The organism is Acinetobacter lactucae, from assembly GCF_001605885.1.
In the GTDB taxonomy this organism is placed as follows: domain Bacteria; phylum Pseudomonadota; class Gammaproteobacteria; order Pseudomonadales; family Moraxellaceae; genus Acinetobacter; species Acinetobacter lactucae.
The window spans coordinates 81,059-107,271 of sequence record NZ_LRPE01000009.1; the positions used below are offsets into that span (position 1 = coordinate 81,059).

Consider the following 26,213-nt stretch of genomic DNA (forward strand, 5'->3'; position numbering starts at 1 on the left):
AGCAAAATTAATATATTTAAAATTATTTTACATACTATTTTTATTTATTATATACATTGAAAAAATTAGCCTATATATAACGATAAATTATTATAATTTTGATATTTATTAAAAAACAAATAGCTAATTATTTATATAAAATCAATAAATTAAACTCGACATCTTACTTGCTGTACTCATTATTTTGGGTATTAACTTCTTTGCATACTCTGGTTGAAGTCGCTCGGTACTAGCTGAAATAGAAAGCGTCATATATGGCACTCCTCCATTTTGGGATGGAATAATAGTCGTAATCCCACTAATGTTTGGATAGACTAAATTTTGAGCATATATATAATTATCCTTTTTCATTTTATTTATAAAATCAGGTATAGATTTCTTTAAATGTAAGTGGTTCTCTGAAACCCATTCTATAGGAGCATCTAATTTCGGTTTTTGAATCCAGTATCTTTGCTCTTCTTCTTTTAAATAAGCTAAAAGTGCAATACCTGAATAAGTCGCCGTAAAGGGCTTCAAATCACCTTTATGTATGCTATAAGGAAAAATAGGATTTTCACCTTGACAAACAGCGACATAGCGTACTCCATTAAATTGCTTTAATCCAATACAAACCAAATCGCCACAGTCATCTGCCAACTCTTGCGCAAATTCCTCTAAGGTATTTAAGTCTGATATTGGTACAGGTGCACTTAGTCCTAAAGTAAATATTTCTGGACCAAGTTGATATATTTTATTATCTAGCTGCTGAACAAACCCAATTTTAATCAAATCATTCAATATACGATGTGTAGAAGCATGTGCAATACCCGTTTCAAGCACTAAATCTTTTAAACGCATACCTTTTTTGGAACTACTTAAGCTTAATAAAATATGAGCAATTTTATTCGTTAATATTGCAGTTTCACTTCCCATTACTTTATCCCTTGTAATATTAATGAGATATATTTCATTAGAACCTCAAAAACTTCACTCCATTGATTTAACAAATATTTTTTAAAAATTTAAATTAAAATAAACTAAGGCAGAAAGATAATTTTGTCTGCCTTACAGTTCAAAAATGTCAAAAAACAGTCACCCTAGAGAATCTAAAAGCGATATCCAAATTTTATTGCATATGCAATTGCGTGATTATTTTTAAACTCAGCCTGCTCTGAAAATTCTTTAATACCTTCGATTGGTAAGAAGTAACCACCACCTTCAGCTTTAGTATCCCCTAGCCAGAAATATTTTACGCCAGCAGCAATAAAATAATTAGGCGCTGGATTAAATTGAGCGCCAAGCCCAAAAGACCAAAAACCGTTCACTGGTCCAAGTGTTGAAGCAGGATGACCAGATCCAGAATCCCAACCAATATCAGATGCAATACTCCAACGGTCTGTTAACTGCTGTCCCAACCCAAGCGTTACACTATATTGGTCTTTTTGGTAAGAATCCAAATCAATGCCTTGTTTATAGGCACCTCCTGTTAATGTATCCATATAGAGTGCTGTGAGGGCATCGTATTGCGCTGGACGAATATTAAATTTTTTCCAATTCACCCATCTAAGGTTCATATAGGCAAGCGTCTTTTCAGCAATACCTGTTTGAAAATCTATATTTACTGATTGAGGTGTTTCGACTTTTGTCTTTGCAGGTGCAGTATATTGTAATGGCTCACCAAAGATATTTTCATCAACTTGAAAATCATATTTAATTTTTGAACGGTAAGTTACAGCTGCTTTAAGCGCAATTTCCGGAATTTGATAACTTCCCCCCACTAGCCAACCTAGCTCGCCCTGTTCCTTAAATTTAGCATTGTATCCATTAAAAGCTTCTGTATAGGCCATTCCTCTGAAAGACACATCACCTTCGACACTTTGATAAACAGGTCCACCATAAACTTGAAAGTTTTTAATAGGTGAATAACCCAAAATAAAACTTAGATTTTGGCTTTTTACATTTACGGATGTACCTTCACGACTGGCTTCATCAGAATAACTATTATTAGGGAGAACTGGATATTCTGTTTTTGCAGCAAAAGGCTGATCATAGAGTAACCCAAAACTGAATCGGTCTGTGAGTTGCAACTTTAATGCAGCTGTATAGAATTGATTATCTTGCCCAATATCTCCTGTATTACGACTTTGATTAGGTCGAACAAGATCTGGACGATCATGGACTACACCAGAAACAGAAGGATCAATAGCGAAAGCATTTGCTTCTGCATAATTACCGGCTTCCAAAAAAGGCAATATCGATTGGCCCGACTGTTCAAGTGCTGAAGCATGGCTATAACCACTAAAAAAGACACCGATTGTACTAAATATAATGGAGCCAGATTTCAACTGAAATTTTCTGCCTAAGAAATATTTCATTCGGTTATTTACAATCGTATTTTTAACTATTCCTAAGTGTGATCCTAACTCAGCACACCCTTTGCTTACAGATTTTTCCATCATTAATCCTTGAGTTATAATTCTTTATAAACCATAAGTTAATTAATAACTTACCTATCCATTTCAATTAATTTTAATAATAAAAATGAACAAATTATACACTACAAAATTAACAACACAGTGTCAATGACATTGTGTCAATATTATGAAAAATTATAGCCCGGTTTAACTATATTTTTAATCAATGAACATGGAATATAACTTGAAAGCTGTCAAAAAATAGAAAAAGTGCCTATCTATTACGCCATTCTTGCTAATTCATACCATATAATGTTGAAATCCAAATATTTTCTAATACTCGAATTACAATTTCGGGTTTAACTTGCGAAGTACGGCCGAAAGCTTCTGAAAGATATCGCTCTTCAAGCCAAATTAGTGCTTTTGCTGTTTCTTCTACTTCTACATTTTTTTTAATTTTTCCCGTCTGTTGTTCTGCCTTTATATGCTGAGCAGCAGCGGTGATAAAGTCTTGTATTAAACCACGATAAATGCTTTCAACTCGTTCATCTCCGCTTGCAGCTTCAACAAAAGCTCTTAACAAACGACCATGCTCCACATAGACTTTTACTGAATCGACTAATGCTCGACGTAAATCTTCTTGGGGATTATTTCCCTCTAACCAGCGATCTGCAATATTAAATAGTTCTTTACTAATATTTTGGACAAGACGCAAAGTAAGATCATTTTTATCACGAAAATGGACATAAAAAGCTGGGCGTTTTAAACCCGTGCGTCGCATAACTTCATCAACATTGAGTTCACGAAAATGATGTTCACTTAAAAACTGTTCAGCAGCTTCTAATATTTCTCGCTCAGATTCTTTTGGATCGTGTTTTGGTCTACGGCGGCGAGGAGCGGTTGTCATACTATCCTAGTTCAAATGGGCACGCAGCCATTGTAGGTATTAATAAAAATTTCGACAAGACTTAAATTATTTTAGCTCATAAATAAACAGATTTTCAAATTATCTTTAACAATCAATTATATAAAATTAAAAGTATTATTTTAATAAGTTTCAGATATTTTAGTTATAAACAAGTTAAGCCTATTTAACAAAATAGGCTTAACTATTTTTATATTATAAAAATTTAAGAATCATAGTTGATCTTCGTCGCTAACCAACCGTCCCAACGCTTTGTCCAATATAAATCATGTAATTTAGCAGCTAAAGAATTTTCGTTGGTAGGTGCAATCGGTAAAACCACCTCATCAACTGTTTGAATAGGCATAACACCACCAGCTGAGCTTGAAGTGAATGCTTCGTCAGCTTCTAAAAGCTCATCTTCTTTCACTTTTGTTATATGTGTTTTCACACCTAATTCATTAGCCAATTCAATGACAGTTCTTCGAGTAATACCTTCCAAACATCCTGAATCTGGAGTATAAATTTCATTATTTTTTATAGCAAAAATATTGGCGCCAGCAGCTTCTGTTAAATAACCATTTCCATCAGTCAAAACAACCCAATCTTTGTCTTGACTACGAGCTTCGTAAAGACCAAGTTTCATGTCCATCCAATGGAAATTTTTAGCTGTTGGATCTACAGCTTTCTCAGAAATACGATTGTAGTGCTTACTAATTAATATTTCTAAGCCATTTGTTCTACGTTCATCATCTGCTTGGAAGAAGTATGGTGACACAAAAGCGAACATAGCATTTTGTTGCAATACAGGATTTTTTCTGCTTGCACTGCTTAAAGGCCCTCTAGTTACAGCCCACCAAACATAGGCATCTTTTAAACCTGTCAATTTAACTAGGTTTGTAAGAATTTCTCTAACTTCTTCGCGACTATACGGATTTTCAAGAAAGAATTTTTGACATGATGCTTCCATGCGATCCAAGTGGTCGTCTAAACGGAAAAAAGCACCTCTAGAAACCGTAACCACATCATATGCCGCATCTGCATGTAAAAAACCAGCATCCATTAATGGGACAGATGCTTCTTGTATTGGTACGTATTGTCCATTACAAAATGCACTTCCATAAGAATATTGCTCTTCATGTTCTGCACGCTGATGTAATTCATGTTCAGCCATGATTTTTTCGACTTGTATAACCATTTACAACTTCCTTTTGTGCAACACAACTAATCTATAGAAAATATGACTTAATAAAATTAAAAAAGCAATAATTTTGTATAAAATGGAAATTAACCAATAATTGATATTATTTAATGTTACTTAAAATTTCTAATAAACTATGAGATTCAATTACTTTTTATATTTTTTCCAATAAATATGATAAAAAATAAGTGCATATCGATAATTAAATTAATTAAATAAAATCAACAATTTAAAAAAATTAAAATATTTTTTATTTTTTAATCTATATTTATCAACAGCTTATTTTAAAAACTTCAAAATTAAACTGTAGAGTTCAATAATTACCACAAGTCATTGACACAGTGTAATTGATAAATTAATAATAAAAGAATGCCTCTTTTCCTTTACCAGAGCAGGCTTATAAACCTGAATAGACATATAGGAATTAGGCTTTTGTTCATCAGAGTCAAGGAAGAATGAAGATTAAAAATCATCATCTTAGAAATCTAACTGGTGCTCAATTTACTGAAATTATGTAAAGAGGAAAAAGATATGAGCTCATCAGATCAATCAGTCATTACTGATGTTTTAATTATTGGTGCAGGGATCGCAGGTATTAGCGCTGCTTATCATTTAAAGAAATATAGACCACAATCGACATTTAAAATATTAGAAGGCCGTGATGAAATTGGCGGGACTTGGAGTTTATTCCGTTACCCTGGTATCCGTTCAGATTCAGATATGCAATGTTTTGCTTTTGGTTTTAAGCCTTGGACTAGCGAAAGAACTTTTGGTAGTGCAAAAATGATTTGCGATTATCTAAAAGAAACAGTTTCAGAGAATGATATTGAAAAGCATATTTGTCTTAGCCACTCTGTAACAAATGCAGAATTTTCATCTGATGAAGGTATTTGGACAGTCAAAGTTAAACAAAAAAATCAAAAAGACATCACCACTTTGCGTTCTAGGTTCTTAATCCTAAGCACAGGTTATTATGACTACAACAGTGGTTACACGCCAGATTTTAAAGGAACTGAAGACTTTCAAGGTCAAATCATCCATCCTCAACAATGGCCTGAAAACCTAGATTATACGGGTAAAAAAGTAATTGTTATTGGTAGTGGTGCTACTGCAGTCACATTAATTCCAGCTATGGCTGAAAAAGTTAAGCATATCACTATGCTTCAAAGATCTCCGAGCTATTTAATGGCGCTTCCTAGTGTAGATCCTATCGCCAATACTTTAAATAAACTTTTTTCTCCAAAACGTGCCTTTGATCTTATTAGACGTAAGAATATTACGTTAAGTAGAGCAGTTTATAAATTAAGCCGTCAATTCCCAAGTGCTATGCGCCGCTTATTAATTGCAGATGTACGAAGAAAACTACCTAAAGATTTTGATGTATCTACTCATTTTTCGCCAAAGTACAATCCGTGGGACGAACGTCTATGCGTAGTACCAGATGGAGATATGTTTAAAGCTATTTCTTCTGGAAAAGCGTCAGTAGTAACCGATCATATCGATAAATTTACCAAAAATGGTATTTTACTAAAATCCGGGAAAACATTAGACGCCGATATTATTATTACAGCTACCGGCTTAAATGCTCTGCCATTTAGTCGCATTCAATTATCTGTAGATGGTAAAGCAATAAACTATCCAGACACTACGATATTTAAATCAATGATGTTGTCAGATGTACCTAATTTTGCGTTCGCATTTGGCTATACCAACATCGCCTGGACCTTAAAAATTGATCTTATTTGGAGACACTTCTGTAGACTTTTAGACTATATGGATAAGAACCAATATAGAATTTTTACACCAGTCATCAGTAACAAAAATATGAAACGTGTACCATTTGTCGATTTGAATTCTGGGTACATTCAAAGAAGTATTGCACAATTCCCTAAGGCAGGTACCGAAGGTCCATGGACTTTATTACAGGATTATGAGTTTGATCTTGAAAGACTTGATAAGGGACCTGTATTTGATAAGGAATTACAGTTTAGTCAGATCATCCCAAAGAAAAAATTGACTGTAGTTACGGACCCATCACCAGAAGGCGCAAAAGTACAAGCTTAATCATATATAAAAAATTTCAGTCTCTTATTAAATTCACCCAGATAAGCGACTGAATATAAAGGAAAAAATATTATGGAAAATATCAAATTTACAAGTAAAGGAGTTACATGTTCAGCATGGTATATTCCTGCAATTACCGATAAACATATGAATTCAAAAGGTAGACCATGCATTGTCATGGCGAATGGTTTTGGCGGCACTAAAGATACAGGTTTATTAAATTTTGCTGAACCCTTAAACAAAGCTGGTTTTGATACTTTTATTTTTGATTATCGTGGTTTTGGAGAATCTGGCGGCTTCCCAAGACAAAATGTTTCCTATAAAGCTCAGCGTGAAGACTACCAAGCAGCAATTACAACTGTGCGGAATCTACCTTATATAGATCGAAACCGAATAATACTTTGGGGTACCTCTTACTCTGGTGGTCATGTTATTACCGTTGCAGCGCAAGATCAAAAAGTTTCAGCTGTTATTTCTATGAATCCTGCAACAGATGGTTTAGCCGCTCTTTTTCAAGTTTTCCAATATGGCGGTTTCAAACAATTAACCACCGCTATTGCCCATGGCTTGAAAGATCAATTTAGGGCAATTATGCTTCAAGACTCTCACACCATTCCAATTGTGGGACAACCTGGAACGGCTGCAATGATTAGTACGCCTGGCGCAGAAGAGAATTATAAATCAATGGCTGGCCCGACGTGGCGTAATGAAGTCTGTGCTCGAGCAGCCTTAGAAATAACTAGAAATCGACCTATCACTTTTGCTAAAAGTATACAATGCCCTGCGTTAGTACAAGTAGGAGCCAATGATCAAATTGCTCCACCAGATGCTGCCAGAAAAACTGCAAGCTTAATGAAAGGTCCTACCGAATTAATTGAGTACCCAATTGATCACTTTGATTTTTACGCTACTCCATGGCAAGAAAAGTTACTTACCGATCAAATTAACTTTTTAGAAAAACATCTAAGTACAGTTTGAAAAGTAATTTTAATTAAATTGAATATCATGCAATTCAATAATACAGTGTTGAATTGCATTTTTTATAGAAAATATTTTAATAGCATCAACTTAATCTAACTTATTCTTAAAATAGAAATAAATTTTAAATAGATAAAAATATATTAAAAAACCAAATAAAGTATAATCATTCATACTCTATTTGGCTCTAAAATATTTAATAATAAATATTAGATTTTCTGACTAGTTTGTTGAGCATTTAATAAATCAAGAGGATTCATCATTCTACCCTCATGCTCCACAAACCCTACAAATGTACTACTCATGTTCCAGCCTAATAGCCCCTTCAGCTCATCTGAAAAATTACTCATTGATTCAGGTGACATAGAAAGATAATGATTCTCTTCTTGTCTTAAAAAAGCTAAATCATAAGACATAGTCAAACCAATTCGAGGTTCACTGCTAACATTTTCTCCCCCGCCATGATAAGTTGATCCAATCCAGATTAAAGCATCCCCAGCTTTCATTTCTGCAGAAACTGCTTCATCTATTTGAGGCCCTCTTTGGTCATCCCATAAATGGCTTTGAGGGATCACTTTTGTAGCACCATTTTCTTCAGTAAAGTCAGTAACAGCAACCATAATTTGTACACGTGCTTCGCGCCCATATATAGGATGACGCCACATCCATACGGCATCATCACGATGCAGAGGTTGAGCTTTTTGACCTGGCCAAATTTGAATGGCTTGAGTCATTCCGATTTGAACGTCTGGGATAAGTTCTACTCTATTTTCACCACTCCAAAAATGTAAAGGCTTTTGAAGGATAGCTTTTGCAGTTTCAAAAAAGACTGGATTCATTGCGACCAATTGCATTTGTGGTAAACGTGAGAATAATCGGCTCATTCTTCGTGTTTTAGTACCTGCAAAATATTCATCCTCACCATCAGGGATACTATCTAATTGTTTAGATAATTCTTGATAGATTTCTTGGTTAAGCTCTTCATTTAAAAAATTTTCAATAATTACTCCACCATCTTTCATGATAGTAGAAACAATTTCATTGATTTCGGTATCTTTACTTAGCTTTGTTAATGACATATGACGTCCTTTTCTTTAACTATTTAATATTTAAAGCATTTTTGCTTTACTTTTAAAGTTGCAAAAGCATGCCTATAGAATATTGCTACTTGTATCCATTGTAGGATCTATCAAACATATAATAAACTACAATTATTATAGCTTAATTGCTATTTTTTAATAATAAAACTATTCCAACCAAAAATAAACTATAATTAATATAGTTTAGTAAGAATTTTTTGGATTCCTGATCCCATAAATCAGCTACTGACTAATTGAAAAAATTTCTGAGATTTATGTTAATTAGGCAAAGTTAAAAAAGACATAAGGTTTTGATAAGAAATAATTAATTTTTATTTATAAACAATATATTTTAGTAATCAACTTATTGCCTGAATTGTATTCTCGGCTATTTTATTAAGCTAGCTTCGCTACTATAAGTTTCTGTAATCTAAACAATTCTTTTTTATTTGTCTCTTTTAAGTCTATGCTTTATTGTTATATAAATGAGAAATATGAATTTTATAGCTGTGAAATATTGAAGTAAAAATTTAAAAAACACTCTATGAACTCTTAACAATTAAGAGTTCATAGAGGCTTAATTTTTAAGCCTCTAGCTTCTTTTTGGGTTCGAAGTCTTCTGGAAAATAACTTCTTAGATAAGAAATCAATGCTCTTTGGGATTCTTTTACAATTTCATCTGGTAACGAGCCATACTGAAAAAAAGCATTTTTCCAAATTCCATCTAAGATATACACTGCAATAATCATTTTTTCTGTATAACGAGCTTTGTTAATCCCTTCAAAGTAATTATCTAGACTATCCATTATTGCCATCGCTAAAGCAGCACATTGATTTGAATCAACTTCTCTAGTTTCCATTGGTGAATTATTATTTAAAATTAGTTTAGGTACATATGAGTTTTCTCTAAGATGATTCGCACCAATAGATATAAACTGGCAAATTAACTCTTGCCATGATTCAATATCAGGACTAATTTTTGAACGAATATTTTGTCTCCAATTTTCATGAACTCTTTCAGTAAGAGCAACCAATATGCTATTTTTATTTGGGAAATGATAGTAGATTGAAGGTAATGCTATTCCAGTTAAGTCAGAAATTTCGACCAGATTAATATCGTTTATTTCTTTTTCTTTGAGCAAAGCTTCCATACAATCTAAAATTTGATTGGTTCTTTCTATTTGCCTTTGCTGAGGCGCACGAATGCGTTTTACACGAATATTATTCACTACAGATCACCACATATAAAACTTCACAACCTACTGATGAAAGTCTACTTTAGATTAACACTTTGTCCAAACTAATATTTTTTATAGATCTTTTCAGTAAATTTATTCACCTTTAAGCCTATTGACTGTGTAATTCTTAAAAAAGAATGATTCACATGAGTTATATAGGGCTTATTTTAACACCTCAATAAGCAAAAACAAATATAGCTTAATAAAAGAATAATTAAAATTAAAACTAATAAGTATTTAATATATATAAATATTTTAAATTAAAATCATGTACATTTTACAACTAAACTATAATAAAAATAGTTTAAGCTTTATAATCTCTAAGAGTTTTAAAGGAAATTTAAGTAATTTTTGTTTTAGAACTAAAAAATACTCTAGATAAAAAATTTAGATTTCCACCTGTTAGAAGATGCATACGGAGCTAGAAATGGAATTTATACTCAAACATGTTACAGAATTCTCTGTAACTTTATTTCCTAAGAATTTACATCTACATCTTCAAAAAGATGGCTTTTTATTAATCCGTAATTTTTGGGATAACAATCAAGTTAAATATATAAAAAAGAATAATTATTTTAAATTTGATGTAATTAGTAGCTTAGTAGAGATGGATACAATTTTAGAGAAGAATTTAATTTTATATAAAGTACAGTTAGATTTAATAAGGTCAATCAAAACTAATTGTAATTCAGAAATTTATATAAAAGATTTCAATTTAAAACACACATCTAATAATGCTCAAAAATTTATGAGTTATATTGAAAGGTTTAACCCACAGGATATGAATAAGCCTGAAGTGCTTTCCTCAGTAAAATGTATAACTAATTTTAATAATTTAGACAGCCTTGATTTTGATTTATTACTCGGAAGTCATAAATGGGAAGATGATCTAGATGCTTTTAGGCTCAGTTCAGATTTATCGGTAAAAGCTTCTATAAACTCAACAGACCTAGCCTTTATCTCTACGCAATTGCTTTATAAACTTTCCTCAAACACCTAAAAATCGGTCATTAAGTAAAGTGTCTAAGATCAGTGGCGGTAGTTTATATCTCAAGTTTAGCCATATAAACTACTTCACTTAAGTTCAAAAAGAATTCTAATTTAGGCCTAAATAGTCTTCTAATTTTTCGAAATTATGTTGCCAAAGTCCATTACCAGTTTTCGGAAAAATTGACCTAAAACCTATAATTTTTTGAACACGTGCAGGTAAATTTCTGACAATTTCTAGATCTATTGAAAATGGATAAGTTTCTTCAGGAGTAAAATATCCTGGAATCATTGGCAATGAAGTACCCCGTCTATATTCATTACCAGTTTTATTTTCACCGCCAGAATGGATAACCTTACCTTCCCAAATTAGCATATCGCCTGCTTTCATGAGAGCGGGAATAGTCTCTTGGTGTCTAAAGCGTTCTTCATCAGACATTTCAAAATTATCCCATTCATGACTACCTGGAACTACACGCGTAGCTCCATTTTCTTCAGTAAAATCTGTTAAGGCTATCATGCAATTTGTAGTAACACAGGGTCCTTTTTTACCCATCTCAATAAAAGCGGGGAAATTCTCTAAATCTCGGTGTAATGGTTGGGCTGCGTTAAGAGCATCAAAAATTGTTTGTAAATCTACTTTTTTAGTTCCATAACCATGTAACTCTCCTCATCCTTAAATATTTCTTACCACTAAATTATATAAATTATGGTTTAGTTATAAACTAAATATCATCAATTTTTATAAAAAGCCAAATAAACCACATCAAATATAGTTTAATATTTATAACTCTCTTATTCTTTATATTTTTTTAAAGATTTACTTTCTCACTTATCAATTAAGGCTAACTTTTTATATTTATTGTGATAATGAATAGACTTCTCGAGTCTTTATTTTCATATTCAATTGTACCTGAATGAGCTAAAACAATGGCTTGCACGACTGCTAAGCCCAGCCCCGTTCCACCTAAAGCTTTATTTCTGGACTGCTCTACTCTATAAAAAGGATTGAATAACTCTTTTTGATATTCAAGTGGAATTCCCGGTCCTTCATCTAGTATTTCTAATGTCCATTGGTCTTGTTCAACTGACGACTTAATTTTTAGAACTCCAGAGTTTGAGTATCTAACAGCATTATCAATCAAAGCGATTAAAACTTGTTCTATACGTCTTGAATCGCATCTTACAAAATCATGTGAAATGTCGTAATCAATAGTAATCTTTGCTTGTATTAGCTTTTCCTCAAACATCTGTACTACTTTTTCAATACATGTTAAAAAATCAACTGACTCAATATTTAATCTAAGCTGTTTATTTTCAAATAAACTCAATGTTCTCAAGTCTTCTACTAGATGTGACAGCCCCTCTACTTGATTCAATAAACTTCGGATTAGCTCTGGTTCAGCGTTAAAAACTCCATCAACGATGCCTTGTAATCTACCTTGTAAAATTGTGATAGGCGTTCTTAATTCATGAGCAATAGCAGCATTCCATACTTGTGCATTTTGCACAGAACTTTCAAGCTTTTGAGCCATATCATTAAAATTTAAAATTAATGTATAAATCTCTGTAGAATGGACTTTTTGATCATTTGCTCGGGCAGACAAATCACCCTCACTAATTTTATTCGCGGCATCTGCCAATGAATTGATAGGCACAATAAATCTTTTTGCTAACTGCATTCCAATAATTAAAGAAATAATTGAACCACATAAAATGACTGTACCTAGCCAAATCCAGTCAATAAAATGAAAATCAGTAAAGTCTCCTTGCAGCGAACTTAATGAAATCCAGTCATGATCAATTGCATACTTATAAACTACATAGCCTAGAAATACAGACAATAAAGTGATGCTCAAATTCACCATACTAAAAGCAATAAAAAATTGCTTATTAATCCCTAATTTATTTTTCATTGTCGTATCTCAACTTACAGTATGTCGGCTTGTTTCTGTCCAATCCTATTATTCTTGGGGATGATCTAATCTATACCCGACACCACGGACATTAATTAGCATCTGTTCAAGCCCATATTCCTCTAATTTTTTTCTTAATTTACTGACGTGGCTATCCACTGTTCTTTCTAAAGCATCGCTGTCTGGCAAACATTGACTCATCAATTCTCCACGCGTAAATACTTTATGTGGCTGATTAATCATCAAAAGTAATATTTTATATTCAGTTAATGTCAAGTTAAGTAAGGTCTTCTTTTCCATCTGATTGATATAAGCACTATGAATCTCAGTATCGATTTCAATATTTTTATAAATCAGATTTTTGATAACCGTTTTTTTATTCTGATGGGTTCTTCTAAGAACAGCCTGAACACGTGCAACCACTTCATTTGGATTGAAAGGCTTAACCACAAAATCATCTGCGCCGATTCGCAAGGCCATCACTTTATCTATATCTTGATCTAATGCAGTCAGCATAATGACGGGCGTTTGTGCTTTTTGACGAATTTTACTGAGTACTTCCCAACCATTAAGTTCAGGTAATTTAATATCAAGTAAGATTAAATCAATTGTTTGTGACGCATGAATTTCTATAGCCTGTTTACCATTCATTGCCCGAATAACTCTCATGCCTTCACGTTTTAAATATTGTTCAATAATGTCACCAATATCGTATTCATCTTCTACAACAAGAATTTGTTTATCACGACAATCAAAAGAAAATGAAGCTTCGAACATAGATAAATCATCGAAAAATTTCAGACAAACATCATAATACGCTTATTTATGTGCTGATCTCCACACTTTTTCCACATTTCAAAGATCTTGATTACACACTTACCCAAAATAATAACAACATCAAAAACTCCATAGGGTTGGACAGTATGCAAAAGCATTTTTTACTTCCATTATTTTTGTCTATTGGACTGGTTGTCCAAGGTTGTAGTTCCGAAGAAGCTAAACAACCAGAAGTACCATCGGCGAAAGTCAGTGTATTAAGTCTTAAGCCACAATCCATTAATTTTAGCGAGAATCTCCCAGCTCGCGTTCAAGCCTTCCGTACTGCTGAAATTCGTCCGCAAGTCGGCGGTATTATTGAAAAAGTATTATTTACTCAAGGTAGTGAAGTTAGAGCGGGTCAAGCCCTCTACAAAATTAATGCTGAAACTTTTCAGGCTGATGTAAACAGCAATAAAGCTTCTCTCAATAAAGCCGAAGCTGAAGTCGCACGTTTAAAGGTCCAGTTGGAACGCTATGAACAACTTTTACCAAGTAATGCGATTAGTAAACAGGAAGTCAGTAATGCTCAGGCTGAATATCGCCAAGCTTTAGCTGATGTCGCGCAAATGAAAGCTTTACTGGTACGTCAAAATCTTAATTTACAATACGCAAAAGTACGCGCTCCCATCTCTGGACGTATTGGGCAATCATTTGTGACCGAAGGTGCACTAGTCAGCCAAGGTGACACAAATACTCTTGCTACAGTGCAGCAGATTGACAAAGTTTATGTGGATGTAAAGCAGTCTATTGGTGAATATGAACGTTTACAGGCTGCACTACAAAGCGGTGAGTTGTCTGCCAATAGTGATAAAACCGTTCGTATTTCTAATAGCCAAGGTCAGTTCTACAATGTTAGCGCAAAGATGCTATTTGAGGATATCAATGTAGATCCTGAAACAGGCGATGTCACCATTCGTATTGTAGTAAACAATCCTGAACGTAAATTACTTCCTGGAATGTATGTGCGTGTCAATATTGACCGAGCATCAGTCCCTCAAGCCCTTCTTGTACCAGCTCAAGCGATCCAGCGTAATAACAATGGTGATCCACAGGTTTATGTCATCAATGCTAAAGGCTCTGCAGATATTCGTCCAATTGAACTTGGGCAGCAATATGAACAGTTCTACTTAGTGAATAAAGGGCTCAAAGTAGGTGACAAAGTCATCGTTGAGGGAATTGATCGCATTCAACCTAAACAAAAGCTTGAAATAACGAATTGGAAAGCACCTGTTACTAAAGGAGCTCAATGATGTTGTCACAATTTTTTATTCGTCGCCCTGTATTTGCATGGGTGATTGCGATTTTCATTATCTTGTTTGGGCTACTTAGTATTCCCAAACTCCCCATAGCACGTTTCCCTAGTGTCGCGCCTCCACAGGTCACCATTAGTGCTGTTTATCCAGGTGCTACTCCGAAAACAATTAATGACAGTGTAGTGACACTGATTGAAAGAGAACTATCCGGCGTTAAAAACTTACTTTATTACAGCGCAACCACCGACACTTCGGGTATGGCTCAAATATCGGCTACCTTTAAACCAGGTACAGATGTCGATATGGCTCAGGTTGATGTACAAAATAAAATTAAAGCCGTTGAAGCTCGTCTTCCTCAAATTGTTCGTCAACAAGGTCTACAAGTCGAGGCGACATCATCTGGCTTCTTAATGTTAGTGGGTATTAATTCACCTACCAATCAATATTCTGAAGTTGATCTGAGCGATTACCTTGTCCGAAATGTCGTTGAAGAGTTAAAACGTGTTGAAGGTGTTGGTAAAGTTCAATCTTTTGGTGCCGAAAAAGCCATGCGTATTTGGGTAGATCCAAATAGGTTAGTTTCATATGGTCTTTCAATCAGTGATGTAAATGCGGCAATTCGTGAAAATAATGTCGAAATCGCTCCTGGCCGTTTAGGTGATTTACCTGCTGAAAAAGGACAACTTATTACGGTTCCTTTATCTGCCCAAGGACAATTGAATGACGTTGAACAATTCAAGAATATCAGCTTAAAAAGTAAGATCAACGGTAGTGTCATTAGACTTTCTGATGTCGCGAATGTTGAAATTGGTTCACAAGCATATAACTTTGCTATTTTAGAAAATGGTAAACCAGCAACCGCAGCAGCCATCCAGCTTAGCCCTGGCGCAAATGCTGTAAAAACTGCTGAAGGTGTCAGAGCTAAAATTGAAGAATTAAAAGTTAATTTACCGGAAGGTATGCAATTTAGTATTCCTTACGATACTGCTCCATTTGTCAAAATATCGATTGAAAAGGTAATTCACACATTACTTGAAGCCATGGTTTTGGTCTTCATTGTGATGTATCTATTTCTTCATAATGTCCGTTATACGCTCATTCCGGCAATTGTTGCTCCTATTGCATTGTTAGGAACATTTGCAGTCATGCTGATTGCAGGTTTCTCAATCAATGTACTCACCATGTTTGGTATGGTGCTCGCCATCGGTATTATCGTCGATGATGCGATTGTTGTCGTAGAGAATGTCGAACGAATTATGGCGACTGAGGGCTTACCTCCCAAGGAAGCGACCTCTAAAGCCATGAAAGAAATCACCAGTCCAATTATTGGGATTACCTTGGTACTCGCTGCTGTATTTTTACCGATGGCTTTTGCCAGTGGTTCGGTCGGAATCATTTACAAGCAATTTACGCTGACCATGTCAGTGTCGATCTTATTCTCTGCACTGTTAGCATTGATTTTAACCCCCGCACTTTGTGCGACAATTCTTAAACCAATTGATGAACATCATCAGAAAAAAGGATTCTTTGCATGGTTTGACCGTACTTTTGATAATCTCACTAAAAAGTATGAAATCATTCTCTTTAAGGTCATCAAACACTCCATTCCAATGATGGTGCTCTTTATCATTATTACAGTTGCGACTTTTGCTGGAATGAAATATTGGCCAACTGCATTTATGCCCGAAGAAGATCAAGGTTGGTTTTTAACCACCTTCCAACTTCCATCTGATGCTTCTACTGAACGAACTAAAAGTGTCGTGAAAGAGTTTGAAGCAAGCATTCAAGACAATCCGGATGTTAAAAGCAATACATCAATTTTAGGTTGGGGTTTCGGTGGTTCAGGTCAGAACGTTGCCGTTGCCTTTACAACACTAAAAGATTTCAAGGACAGAACATCTTCAGCATCTGAAATGACCAACTCAATTAATCAAACAATGGCACATAGTAAAGAAGGAACATCAATGGCTGTTCTACCTCCAGCCATTGATGAGTTAGGTACGTTCTCTGGCTTTAGTCTTCGATTACAAGACCGAGCGAACTTAGGTATGCCTGCATTGCTTGCTGCCCAAGATCAATTAATGGAAATGGCTGCCAAAAATAAAAAGTTTTATATGGTTTGGAATGAGGGCCTCCCTCAAGGAGATAGTATTTCTCTAAAAATTGACCGAGAAAAATTAAGTGCTCTGGGTGTTAAATTCGCTGATGTTTCAGACATTATCTCAACATCAATGGGTTCGATGTATATCAATGACTTCCCAAATCAAGGTCGCATGCAGCAAGTGATTGTGCAGGTTGAAGCAAAATCACGTATGCAATTAAAGGATATTTTGAATCTTAAAGTAATGGGTGCCAGCGGCCAGTTGGTGTCTTTATCAGAAGTTGTGACTCCTCAATGGAACAAAGCACCCCAACAATACAACCGCTACAACGGACGTCCATCTTTAAGTATTGCGGGTATTCCTAACTTCGATACTTCATCTGGTGATGCAATGCGTGAAATGGAACAACTCATCGCAAAATTACCAAAAGGGATTGGCTATGAATGGACTGGTATTTCTCTCCAAGAGAAACAATCAGAATCACAAATGGCATTCTTACTTGGATTATCGATGCTCGTTGTGTTCCTTGTACTCGCAGCTCTTTATGAAAGCTGGTCAATTCCGCTATCTGTCATGCTAGTTGTGCCATTAGGTATTTTTGGAGCGATCATTGCCATTATGTGCAAAGGGCTGATGAATGATGTGTTTTTCAAGATTGGCCTGATTACGATCATTGGTCTTTCCGCCAAGAATGCAATTTTGATTGTTGAATTCGCCAAGATGCTCAAAGAAGAAGGAATGAGTTTAGTTGAAGCTACTGTTGCCGCAGCAAAACTTCGCTTACGTCCTATTCTCATGACTTCCCTTGCCTTTACTTGTGGTGTTGTGCCTTTAGTCATTGCATCAGGAGCAAGTTCTGAAACACAACATGCGCTTGGAACTGGCGTGTTTGGCGGCATGATTTCAGCAACAATTTTGGCAATTTTCTTTGTACCGGTGTTCTTTATCTTTGTACTAGGTGCGGCCGAAAAACTGTTTTCTTCCAAGCAGAAAATTAAATCTTAAATGAAATAAAGCAAGGGAAATTAAAGAATTTCCCTTGTTCCTCTTATATCTAAATTTATTCTATTATTTGGAGAAAAGCATGTCTAAGTCGGCTGTTTTATCTCGTGGATTTATGATTTCCACACTTTCAATTACTTTAACTGCATGTATAAGTATGCAATCGCCTCAACCGGCTGTTAAGTCTGATATTCCACAAAATTTCGCTGAAACTTATGCTGGTCCTTCAATTGCTAACCAAGGCTATAAAACTTTCTTTTCCGATCCTCGTTTATTGGAAGTCATTGAAATAAGCTTGAATAATAACCGTGATTTACGTACAGCAGCGTTAAATATTGAGCGTGCCCAGCAGCAATACCAAATTACTAAATATGATCAACTTCCAACCATTGGTGCAACAGCAAACGCCATTAGGCAAGTTAACCCATCTGTAGATCCTAACAATCCTTATTCTACATTTCAGGTAGGATTAGGTGTAACAGCGTATGAGCTAGATTTTTGGGGTCGTGTTAAAAGTCTTAAAGATGCGGCATTAAATAACTACCTTGCAACACAAAGTGCTAAAGACTCAACTCAAATTAGTTTGGTGAGTCAAGTTGCACAAGCGTGGTTAAACTATTCGTTTGCAACAGCAAACTTAAACCTTGCGCAGCAAACCTTAAAAGCTCAACTTGATTCATACAATCTCAACCAGAAACGTTTTAACGTCGGGATTGATAGTGAAATACCTTTACGCCAAGCCCAGATTTCAGTCGAAACAGCACGTAATGATGTCGCAAACTACAGAACTCAAGTTTCACAAGCACAGAACTTGTTAAATCTTTTGGCTGGACAAGCGATTCCATCAAAACTACTTCCGACTCAGTCGGTTAAAACGATTACTCAAGAAAAGAATTTTTCAACAGGCTTAAGTAGCGATTTACTACAAAACCGTCCAGACCTAAAAGTAGCTGAATATCAACTTCGTGCAGCTGGTGCCAACATTGGCGCTGCAAAAGCCCGCATGTTTCCGACCATTACACTCACAGGTTCAGCTGGATATGCATCAACGGAACTGAAAGACTTATTTAAATCTGGCGTCTTTGCATGGTCAGTTGGTCCTAGTATAGACCTGCCTATTTTTGACTGGGGAACGCGTAAAGCCAATATTAAGGTTTCAGAGATCGACCAAAAGATTGCACTTTCTGAATATGAAAAAGCGATTCAGTCTTCTTTCCGCGAAGTCAATGATGCCTTAGCAGCCCATGCTCATATCGAAGAACGTTTAAATGCCCAGCGCCGTTTAGTGTCTGCAACCGATACCAATTATAAACTCTCTACTGCCCGCTTTAGAGCCGGGATTGATAGTTATTTGACTGTTTTGGATGCTCAGCGTTCTGCATATTCGGCTCAACAAGGTTTACTGATTCTCGAACAAACCAAATTAAATAATCAAATTGAACTCTATAAAGCCTTGGGTGGAGGGTTAAATAAATAACCTATTCTCAAAAAATCTTTAAAGGCTAATTAGGCATCATCATTAGCCTTTAAATTTCATATTTTTTCTAAAAAGGACGATTAGAAATTTGTTTTTCGCATATTTAATTCAGTTGAGTTGAATTTTGCCCTGCCTTATTTATGAGGTCTATTTATGAAAATACTAATATTCCCCCTACGCCAATCCCTATGTATTCTCAGCCTATTTAGTATAGTAGTTACAAGTGGCTGTCAGTTGGTGAGCTTGAAAAAACAGACACTTCATACCACTATTTCAAACGAACGTAATAGTATTCTCACCCAAAAAAAATTAAGTGAAGCCAGCCTAAATGTTTTATATATGTCTGGTATGGATGCAAAAATTTGCATGCAAACTCCAGAAGCATGTATTGCTGATTTAGAGAAAATTCCTCAAATTCAGGGAGATCAATTATTATCTACTGCCAGTGAACTCTATCTCTCAAAAGCTTTAGCTCTTTCGGAGTCTTATGATTGCAAAACCAATAATAATGTAAATGCTAAAGCTGAAGAAGCAAACAATGGGGACTGTTTGGAACAAGAACTTCACGCTTTAGATAAAACTATTCGCTATAGCTATGCTTATTTATTTAAGTCGTCTCGCGAACCTCAAGATCGTATTTTTGATAATCGACAAGTACAAATTCGAGATTTTTATAATCAAGCACTCAATCAATTAGTGAATGTGTATAGTGAAAAGAATACTTCCGCAACAATTCCTTCCGAGATAAAAATTGGTAAAAGTACATATACGATTGATATTGAGTCCTATCAAAAATTACAAGGCAAAAAACTTGAAAAATTCACTTCAAGCTACAACATGAATTTTTCTGGTTTAAGAAGTATTAACCGTCGTGATGGTTTTGGTTCAGATTTTGTTGCGGTTTTACACTCTAATGAAGACCCATCTCAAAAAGAGAACCCTTATATTCTTGATCCATTAGCTTACAACTACCCAAATGGCATCAATCCCAATATTCATAAAGCCCATTATCTCGCTTCTACTCTTGTGGCCGAACCACAAAATAAAATAACGACCCAAAGTGACATATTGAATAGTCCAGATTTCAAAATAAAAATCTATGACCCTTACAATGTCGAAAAAATTAATATTGCGGGCAAAGAATACTCACTGGCAGCAAATTTTTCTGCACCTTATGGTTTATGGCTGGCCGAAAATAATCTAGGTGCGGCTGCATATTTGACACTGATTGACCGCAATCAACGATTAAACATGCCGCATTTATATATGCTTGAACCCTATAATCCAAATAAAAAAGTAATTGTATTGGTTCACGGGCTTGCCAGTAGTCCAGAAGCATGGATTGCAGTAACCAATGAAATTATGGGAGATAAAACGTTACGTGAAAATTATCAAGTTTGGCAAATCTTTTACTCAACCAATATGCCTATTTTGGAAAGTCGTTTTCAAATTTACGCATTATTGAAGCAAGCATTTGGATCTCTTAATCCTCAAGATCCAGCTGCCACTAATGCTGTTTTAATTGGTCATAGCATGGGAGGAATTATTAGTCGGCTTTTAGTGAGTAATGCTGATATTTTAAAAGAAGCCTTACCTATGATGAGTAACTATGAACAAGCACGTATGAGAAAACATCCTGTAATTGGCGAACGTTTAAAAATGGAACCCATTCCAAACTTTGATCGCGTCATTTTCCTTGCGGCTCCGCATCGGGGGACAAACTATGCCGATCGTTGGTTCACTTTAACTGCACGTAAAATTATTCGATTACCCTCTACATTTTTAAAAACCTTAACTGATACATTGATAAGTAATGACGACGACCTTAAAGACTTTGTAAGAACTATCAATAATAAACTTCAAAATGGCCCTAGCGATCTGAGTAATAAATCTGAGTTTATGGAACTCACCTCAGGCATAACCCCTAAAGAAGGTCTAGTTTTTCACTCTATTATGGGCAATATCACCAAAAGCGATGATCCAAACACCATTACAGACGGTATCGTTCCCTATAAGAGCGCTCATTTGGAGGGGGCTATTTCAGAAAAAGTCATTAAAGGTGGGCATTCAATCCAACTAAAACCTGAAACAGTATTAGAACTTCGTCGTATATTGAGCCAACATTTAATAAATCATAGTTTAAATGATCAGAAAAACTAAATATAAAAAAGCTAAAGTGAAATCACTTTAGCTTTTTTTCTATCTATTGTTTAGTTTCTTCTATCCGTTTACGAATTTCTTCTCGCCATTTTACGGCGTTTTCTTGTTGTTTATTCAGCAGGACGCCGAGCATATAAGCGGTCACTGCTGCACCAATTAAAGCAATTCCACTTTCATAAATAATATCTATGACGAACTCTAAAACGCCTTCTGACAAAAAGTCTAAAGTACCAGAAAATTTAAGGAGTTTAGCGATTGCTACTACAACAATTCCTAAAAGTGCTCCAGTCCATAAAAATATTTTGTGGATATTAATAGGCGCTGTGACTTGGTCAATTTGGTCAGGATATTTTCGATAGTACTCAACTTCATCTTCTGTCACTTTGGCAGATGACTTAAATAGTAATTTAATAAAAAGTGTATCTTGATCAAGTTTTGAATTTTTCTTCATAGATACCGTACTTTATAAATTTTCTAATCTTTTATCTTACCTATTGTTGTTCACTACGCAACTACTCCTTAGAAGATCTAGCCATTTATAGAGAGCTTTAACACCCTCTATATTCACATTTTTATTAAGTATTAAATTTAGCTTAGCCCATTTAAAATCATTAATACCGTTTGCTCCATTTGCTTTTGTCTATGTTGATCAGTGACGCCTTGAATACTGAACGCCCAATAAGCTTCAAATAAACAAACAATGACATAGGCCGCTGAGCTAATCGCCTCTGGAGGTGCTTTTGTATATTCTTGTGCCAATTGATTTTCAAAATCCGGAAGCCAATGCTTTGTCCAAAGTGTATGGAGCATTTGCTGGATAAACGGATTTCTCGCACTTTGAGCAACCAGTTCGAACCAAACGATTAAATCATCTTGAGTCCGATACACTTCCGGTGTGAACATCATTATAATTCGTTCGCTCAATGGTTTCCCACTAAAACGATGAATAATTTCAGTCCCCATTTTCGAAATGTAATGTTCAATGAAAGCGTTCATTAACTCTGAACGTGACGAAAAATAATGATGTACTAGAGTACGTTGCATGCCTGAAGCTTCAGCTACTTTGGCAAAAGTAATTCCTTCGAGTCCTTCCCTCGCCACTACAGAAACAGCCGCTTGAAGAATTTCATAAGACCTTTCCTGTGCTTTACTCGGCCTTCCTATTTTGTTTTCCATTATCGCCATAAATAAAAAGTAGTTTACTAATTAATCATAACATATTATTTTACTGACATGACAGTCAATTAATTACAAGGAAGTCTATTATGAAAATTCTCGGTCTAGATGCCGGCAGTGAAACGGAAGCTACGGCATCAAAAATCCTAACAAACAATGAAATGACACATGCCGCTATTTTGGAAATTGTAAATATTTGCGGGCTGGTTGCCTGTATTGTATTAGCACTTATTGGCTGGATGTACGGCGCAAAATTTCTCAAGAAAAAGAATATATTGCTCGGCTTAGAATGTTGGATCGTTGCTTTCTCTGCCACTAACTTTGTTGCTTACATGTTGACTGCTTGGAATGTTAATCTTTCAATTACTATGTTTCTTGATTCATTCTCACGTAGTTTCGGTATGCCAATTATTGCCGTGCTTGGCCTGATGGCTCTGACCCATAATTACAAACCTTCTCCTCTTAAGGAGTTTCTATTATTCGCATTTTCATTTGCCGGCACTTTTGTTGTTTTTCTGGCGGATTTCTTTGACGAAATACGTCCATATTTTTACATAGTTATGTGGGTAATTCTGGTGATTTACCTTTGTTACTTCATTATTTGTTTGGTACGTGCCAGAGAGATCGTACATGCTTTGGCTACTACATTAACAGTTATAAGCAGTCTATCGATAGCTATCGTATATGACTTCTTCCCTATACCTGGCGATGACAACCATATGATTTTTATGACTTTGGCTTTTATTACTTGGGGGTTCTCTATTATTCAATTGTATTACGCATATACAGCCCTAGAGCGATCACAAAATGTTTCTATGCAATCTTTTGTTCCTGCTCGCCAGTAAAAACATAGCAAATGCATTGTTTTTAAAAAGGATTAAAACCAGTGCTCTAGCACTGTGAAATGATATAGAAGGATAACGAATGAATTATTCAGATAAACAAGTGATGAGTGGCAACCCTGAATCAATGCCATTTCGTCTTTTAGGTGGCTGGATAGAACAGCCTAGCGACCTTCAACCGGAACTGGAAGGTTCTGTTAGTGCAGATGTTATTGTGGTCGGTGCTGGTTTTGCCGGGTTGTCGACAGCTCTTGAACTCACTGCTCGTGGTGCAAAAGTCATCGTACTTGAGCAAGAGTTCGGTGGTTTCGGTGCCAGCGGCCGTAATGCTGGCTATCTGCTCGGTAGTATGGGAATTGAATTCGAAGTGTTCGCCAAGCGCCTCGGCGTTGATCGTGCAAGGCAGTTTGTTAATTTCTACGATGAGGGTGTGACCTATGTTGAAAAGCGTCTAGTCGAGTTAGGCATTGATTGTGATTACAATCCTTCTGGCATTATCCGCGCTGTCATAGATCCTTCGCAGGAAAAATGGCTACGCCGCAGTATGAGAGTTGGTGAAGAACTAGGGTCCCATACTCGCTTTGTAGATCAAGCTGAAATGCGTGCTCGTGGGATTCCACCAGCTTTTCTGTTTGGTAGCGAACAGCGCGGCGGCACGCTAAACCCAGGTAAATACGTGAGTGGTTTACGCCGTGCAGCCATACAGGCAGGTGTTAAGATTTATGAGAAAACACCAGTGCTCTCTTATAACGAAGGACCAATCATTACATGCAAAACCGCTCGTGGTAGTGCCAGCGCACCCATCATGGTGTTAACCACAAATGCTTTCACACCTCAGTTGGGATTGCTGCGTGATAAAGTTGCGCCAATACGGGTTTCGGCAATTGAAACCCACCAATTATCTCCAAAGCAATTGGAGTCTCTGGGTTGGCCTGGCCGAGAAGGTATTATTACACCGCACCTCATGATGGAAAGTCATCGTCTTACTGCCCACAACACAATGGTGTTGACAGTTAAGAAGTTGAATTATGTTTACGGTTCAAAAACTCCAAACGTACCAGATCACGACGCCTATGCTGCACTGGCACAGACATTACGTGAGCGTCATCCCACATTGAAAGGTCTTGGCATTAAGCACTGCTGGAGTGGTTACGTTAGTGTGGCTTATGACTTTTTGCCTGTAGTTGGATCAACTGGACCACATCAAAATATTATCTATGCAGCGGGCTGTACGGGACATGGGCTTGCGACTCAGTCACTCATGGGACAGCTCCTTGCCGAGAAAATTAAAGGAGTAGAAAATCCTATTCTGAAGAACTTATACCACAAGACTCCTTCTACACTACCTGAACCACTCCAGTGGTGTGTATTTAAAACAGGTTTCAAGGCAGCAGCCTTCCATGATCGTCTAACTGACCGCAAAGCGCTTGCTGCTAAAAAGGATTCATAGGGCTAAGCATTTGTTAGTACCGTAAATAATTAATGGGCTACATTCTTGTAGTCCATTTTAAAAATCTCCTCTAAGCCTAGCTTTAAATATTGCCCTATCTAAGCCCATGATCAATTCAAACAGTGATTTCGACTCAACGCATTCGTTATTTTTTGATATCAAAATTTATTAATTAGAATAAAAAGGATAGTAATTATTGTGACTAAAAACAATCGAGGCAAACGTGGTCGGCCTGCCAATCTAACACTTAGCCAAACGATAATCGATGCAGCATACGAACTATTTGTAGAATTAGGTTTTAAAGCAGCGACATTGAACATGGTCGCCCAACGTGCAAATATTTCTAAGCTGAGTATTTATAGACACTTCGAGAATAAAGAAGCCCTTTTCAGCGCGGTTGTCGCCACCCGCTGCCAACATTTTGCAACTCATGCTTTTCTAAAAGATCTCGATGGTTCAGCCGAAGAACAGCTTATGTCAGTGGGATCATCTCTACTTTGTACTCTATTGAGCTCGGACTTCCGTAGTCTTGAGACTATGATCATAGCTGATAGGACAAACCAAAAAATTTTAAGCAAACTACATTACGAAGTCGTGTTCGTTCATGTCATTAGACAAATTGAGGCACTACTCCGTCGGTTACACATGAAGAAGGTTCTAAACGTGCCGTATCCTCTTCAGTCCGCCCACTTGTTTGTTGCGCTTTTCAAAGGATCCAACCTCCGGATTATTGCACGTTTCGATGATGCAAAAGCAGAAGACGATAACACAATTAAATCCTACTGCCGCTCAGCTGTCGACATGTTCATCGCTACTCATAGTGGTAGTGGCTAAATAGGCTGTTTATTTTATCAGTTATAAGATGGGTAATATTTCAATCTATTTAGAGTACAAAAAAGTTATTTTAACGTACTAATTATTTGTCCTAAAATTTTAATATTCTTATGTAATTTAAAGAAAAATATAAACACTATCGTTTAATGAACAATCTACTTTATATAAATATTAATATGTATAGTAAATTATAATTAGATCAAAAATTATCTTTTATAATGTTTAAAATAGTTTTCTTTTGAAAGTTAACTTTGTTTTTATACATTTTACTACTCTAAATAAGTTTTTTGGGAATGAGAAAAAAGACAAACATCTCATCTTTTCTGACCTTATTTATA

21 protein-coding genes are annotated in these 26,213 nt (G+C 35.7%); 10 read left to right on the top strand and 11 right to left on the bottom strand.

Annotation, left to right across the window (positions count from 1 at the left end; translation table 11 throughout):
- Nucleotides 1-141: 141 nt before the first annotated feature.
- From AWW73_RS04105 to AWW73_RS04120, 4 genes are all read right to left on the bottom strand, one after another.
- Nucleotides 142-912, bottom strand: coding sequence for an IclR family transcriptional regulator (locus AWW73_RS04105; protein WP_062848825.1), 771 nt, complete (start codon nt 910-912; stop codon nt 142-144).
- Nucleotides 913-1,085: 173 nt separating this feature from the next.
- A complete protein-coding gene (locus AWW73_RS04110) occupies nt 1,086-2,435 on the bottom strand; it encodes an OmpP1/FadL family transporter (protein WP_081409482.1) in 1,350 nt (449 codons plus the stop codon).
- A 253-nt stretch (nt 2,436-2,688) separates the two neighbouring features.
- The gene (locus AWW73_RS04115) at nt 2,689-3,300 is read right to left on the bottom strand and encodes a TetR/AcrR family transcriptional regulator (protein WP_062848826.1); all 612 of its coding nucleotides are present in this window, start codon (nt 3,298-3,300) and stop codon (nt 2,689-2,691) included.
- 223 nt (nt 3,301-3,523) lie between these two features.
- Nucleotides 3,524-4,495 carry an aminotransferase class IV gene (locus AWW73_RS04120; protein ID WP_062848827.1) on the bottom strand — a complete coding sequence of 324 codons (972 nt, stop codon included), beginning with the start codon at nt 4,493-4,495 and terminating at the stop codon, nt 3,524-3,526.
- A 534-nt stretch (nt 4,496-5,029) separates the two neighbouring features.
- On the opposite strand from AWW73_RS04120, the gene AWW73_RS04125 reads away from it, so the two are divergent.
- Together AWW73_RS04125 and AWW73_RS04130 are read left to right on the top strand one after the other, a co-directional pair.
- Entirely contained in the window at nt 5,030-6,562 is a 1,533-nt protein-coding gene (locus AWW73_RS04125; RefSeq protein ID WP_062848828.1) for a flavin-containing monooxygenase, read from the top strand.
- A 72-nt stretch (nt 6,563-6,634) separates the two neighbouring features.
- Nucleotides 6,635-7,540 (top strand): alpha/beta hydrolase, encoded by a 906-nt coding sequence (locus AWW73_RS04130; RefSeq protein ID WP_062848829.1) that lies wholly within the window; start codon nt 6,635-6,637, stop codon nt 7,538-7,540.
- 209 nt (nt 7,541-7,749) lie between these two features.
- Here AWW73_RS04130 and AWW73_RS04135 read toward each other — a convergent pair whose 3' ends face one another.
- Together AWW73_RS04135 and AWW73_RS04140 are read right to left on the bottom strand one after the other, a co-directional pair.
- Nucleotides 7,750-8,619: a phytanoyl-CoA dioxygenase family protein gene (locus tag AWW73_RS04135; protein ID WP_031948444.1), complete on the bottom strand. Its 870-nt coding sequence runs from the start codon at nt 8,617-8,619 to the stop codon at nt 7,750-7,752.
- Between the two features lie 584 nt (nt 8,620-9,203).
- Entirely contained in the window at nt 9,204-9,848 is a 645-nt protein-coding gene (locus AWW73_RS04140; RefSeq protein ID WP_031948445.1) for a TetR/AcrR family transcriptional regulator, read from the bottom strand.
- 436 nt (nt 9,849-10,284) lie between these two features.
- Here AWW73_RS04140 and AWW73_RS04145 point away from each other — a divergent pair, with 436 nt between their 5' ends.
- Complete coding sequence (locus AWW73_RS04145) at nt 10,285-10,857, top strand: hypothetical protein (protein WP_062848830.1); 573 nt, start codon at nt 10,285-10,287, stop codon at nt 10,855-10,857.
- A 96-nt stretch (nt 10,858-10,953) separates the two neighbouring features.
- Here the strand turns inward: AWW73_RS04145 and AWW73_RS04150 are convergent, their stop codons facing one another.
- The 3 genes from AWW73_RS04150 to adeR form a co-directional block, all read right to left on the bottom strand.
- Nucleotides 10,954-11,469 carry a phytanoyl-CoA dioxygenase family protein gene (locus tag AWW73_RS04150; RefSeq protein ID WP_062848831.1) on the bottom strand — a complete coding sequence of 172 codons (516 nt, stop codon included), beginning with the start codon at nt 11,467-11,469 and terminating at the stop codon, nt 10,954-10,956.
- A 220-nt stretch (nt 11,470-11,689) separates the two neighbouring features.
- Nucleotides 11,690-12,760: a two-component sensor histidine kinase AdeS gene (gene adeS / locus AWW73_RS04155; protein WP_062848832.1), complete on the bottom strand. Its 1,071-nt coding sequence runs from the start codon at nt 12,758-12,760 to the stop codon at nt 11,690-11,692.
- Nucleotides 12,761-12,808: 48 nt separating this feature from the next.
- Nucleotides 12,809-13,537, bottom strand: coding sequence for an efflux system response regulator transcription factor AdeR (gene adeR / locus AWW73_RS04160; protein ID WP_062848833.1), 729 nt, complete (start codon nt 13,535-13,537; stop codon nt 12,809-12,811).
- 146 nt (nt 13,538-13,683) lie between these two features.
- Here adeR and AWW73_RS04165 point away from each other — a divergent pair, with 146 nt between their 5' ends.
- The 4 genes from AWW73_RS04165 (at nt 13,684) to AWW73_RS04180 (ending at nt 21,573) form a co-directional block, all read left to right on the top strand.
- Nucleotides 13,684-14,829: an efflux RND transporter periplasmic adaptor subunit gene (locus AWW73_RS04165; protein WP_062848834.1), complete on the top strand. Its 1,146-nt coding sequence runs from the start codon at nt 13,684-13,686 to the stop codon at nt 14,827-14,829.
- Nucleotides 14,829-17,939, top strand: a complete 3,111-nt coding sequence (locus AWW73_RS04170) for an efflux RND transporter permease subunit (protein ID WP_062848835.1) — start codon at nt 14,829-14,831, stop codon at nt 17,937-17,939. Before AWW73_RS04165 ends, AWW73_RS04170 begins: the two co-directional genes overlap by 1 nt.
- A 79-nt stretch (nt 17,940-18,018) precedes the next feature.
- Nucleotides 18,019-19,413 carry an AdeC/AdeK/OprM family multidrug efflux complex outer membrane factor gene (gene adeC / locus AWW73_RS04175; RefSeq protein ID WP_062848836.1) on the top strand — a complete coding sequence of 465 codons (1,395 nt, stop codon included), beginning with the start codon at nt 18,019-18,021 and terminating at the stop codon, nt 19,411-19,413.
- 153 nt (nt 19,414-19,566) lie between these two features.
- Nucleotides 19,567-21,573, top strand: coding sequence for an esterase/lipase family protein (locus AWW73_RS04180; RefSeq protein WP_062848837.1), 2,007 nt, complete (start codon nt 19,567-19,569; stop codon nt 21,571-21,573).
- Nucleotides 21,574-21,616: 43 nt separating this feature from the next.
- Here AWW73_RS04180 and AWW73_RS04185 read toward each other — a convergent pair whose 3' ends face one another.
- Together AWW73_RS04185 and AWW73_RS04190 are read right to left on the bottom strand one after the other, a co-directional pair.
- Nucleotides 21,617-22,024 (bottom strand): hypothetical protein, encoded by a 408-nt coding sequence (locus tag AWW73_RS04185; RefSeq protein WP_031948455.1) that lies wholly within the window; start codon nt 22,022-22,024, stop codon nt 21,617-21,619.
- 137 nt (nt 22,025-22,161) lie between these two features.
- A complete protein-coding gene (locus AWW73_RS04190; RefSeq protein ID WP_031948456.1) occupies nt 22,162-22,758 on the bottom strand; it encodes a TetR/AcrR family transcriptional regulator in 597 nt (198 codons plus the stop codon).
- Between the two features lie 80 nt (nt 22,759-22,838).
- On the opposite strand from AWW73_RS04190, the gene AWW73_RS04195 reads away from it, so the two are divergent.
- From AWW73_RS04195 to AWW73_RS04205, 3 genes are all read left to right on the top strand, one after another.
- Nucleotides 22,839-23,594: a hypothetical protein gene (locus AWW73_RS04195; protein WP_062848838.1), complete on the top strand. Its 756-nt coding sequence runs from the start codon at nt 22,839-22,841 to the stop codon at nt 23,592-23,594.
- A 79-nt stretch (nt 23,595-23,673) separates the two neighbouring features.
- Complete coding sequence (locus tag AWW73_RS04200) at nt 23,674-25,041, top strand: NAD(P)/FAD-dependent oxidoreductase (RefSeq protein ID WP_062848839.1); 1,368 nt, start codon at nt 23,674-23,676, stop codon at nt 25,039-25,041.
- Between the two features lie 198 nt (nt 25,042-25,239).
- Nucleotides 25,240-25,875 carry a TetR/AcrR family transcriptional regulator gene (locus AWW73_RS04205; protein ID WP_062848840.1) on the top strand — a complete coding sequence of 212 codons (636 nt, stop codon included), beginning with the start codon at nt 25,240-25,242 and terminating at the stop codon, nt 25,873-25,875.
- Nucleotides 25,876-26,213: the final 338 nt, after the last annotated feature.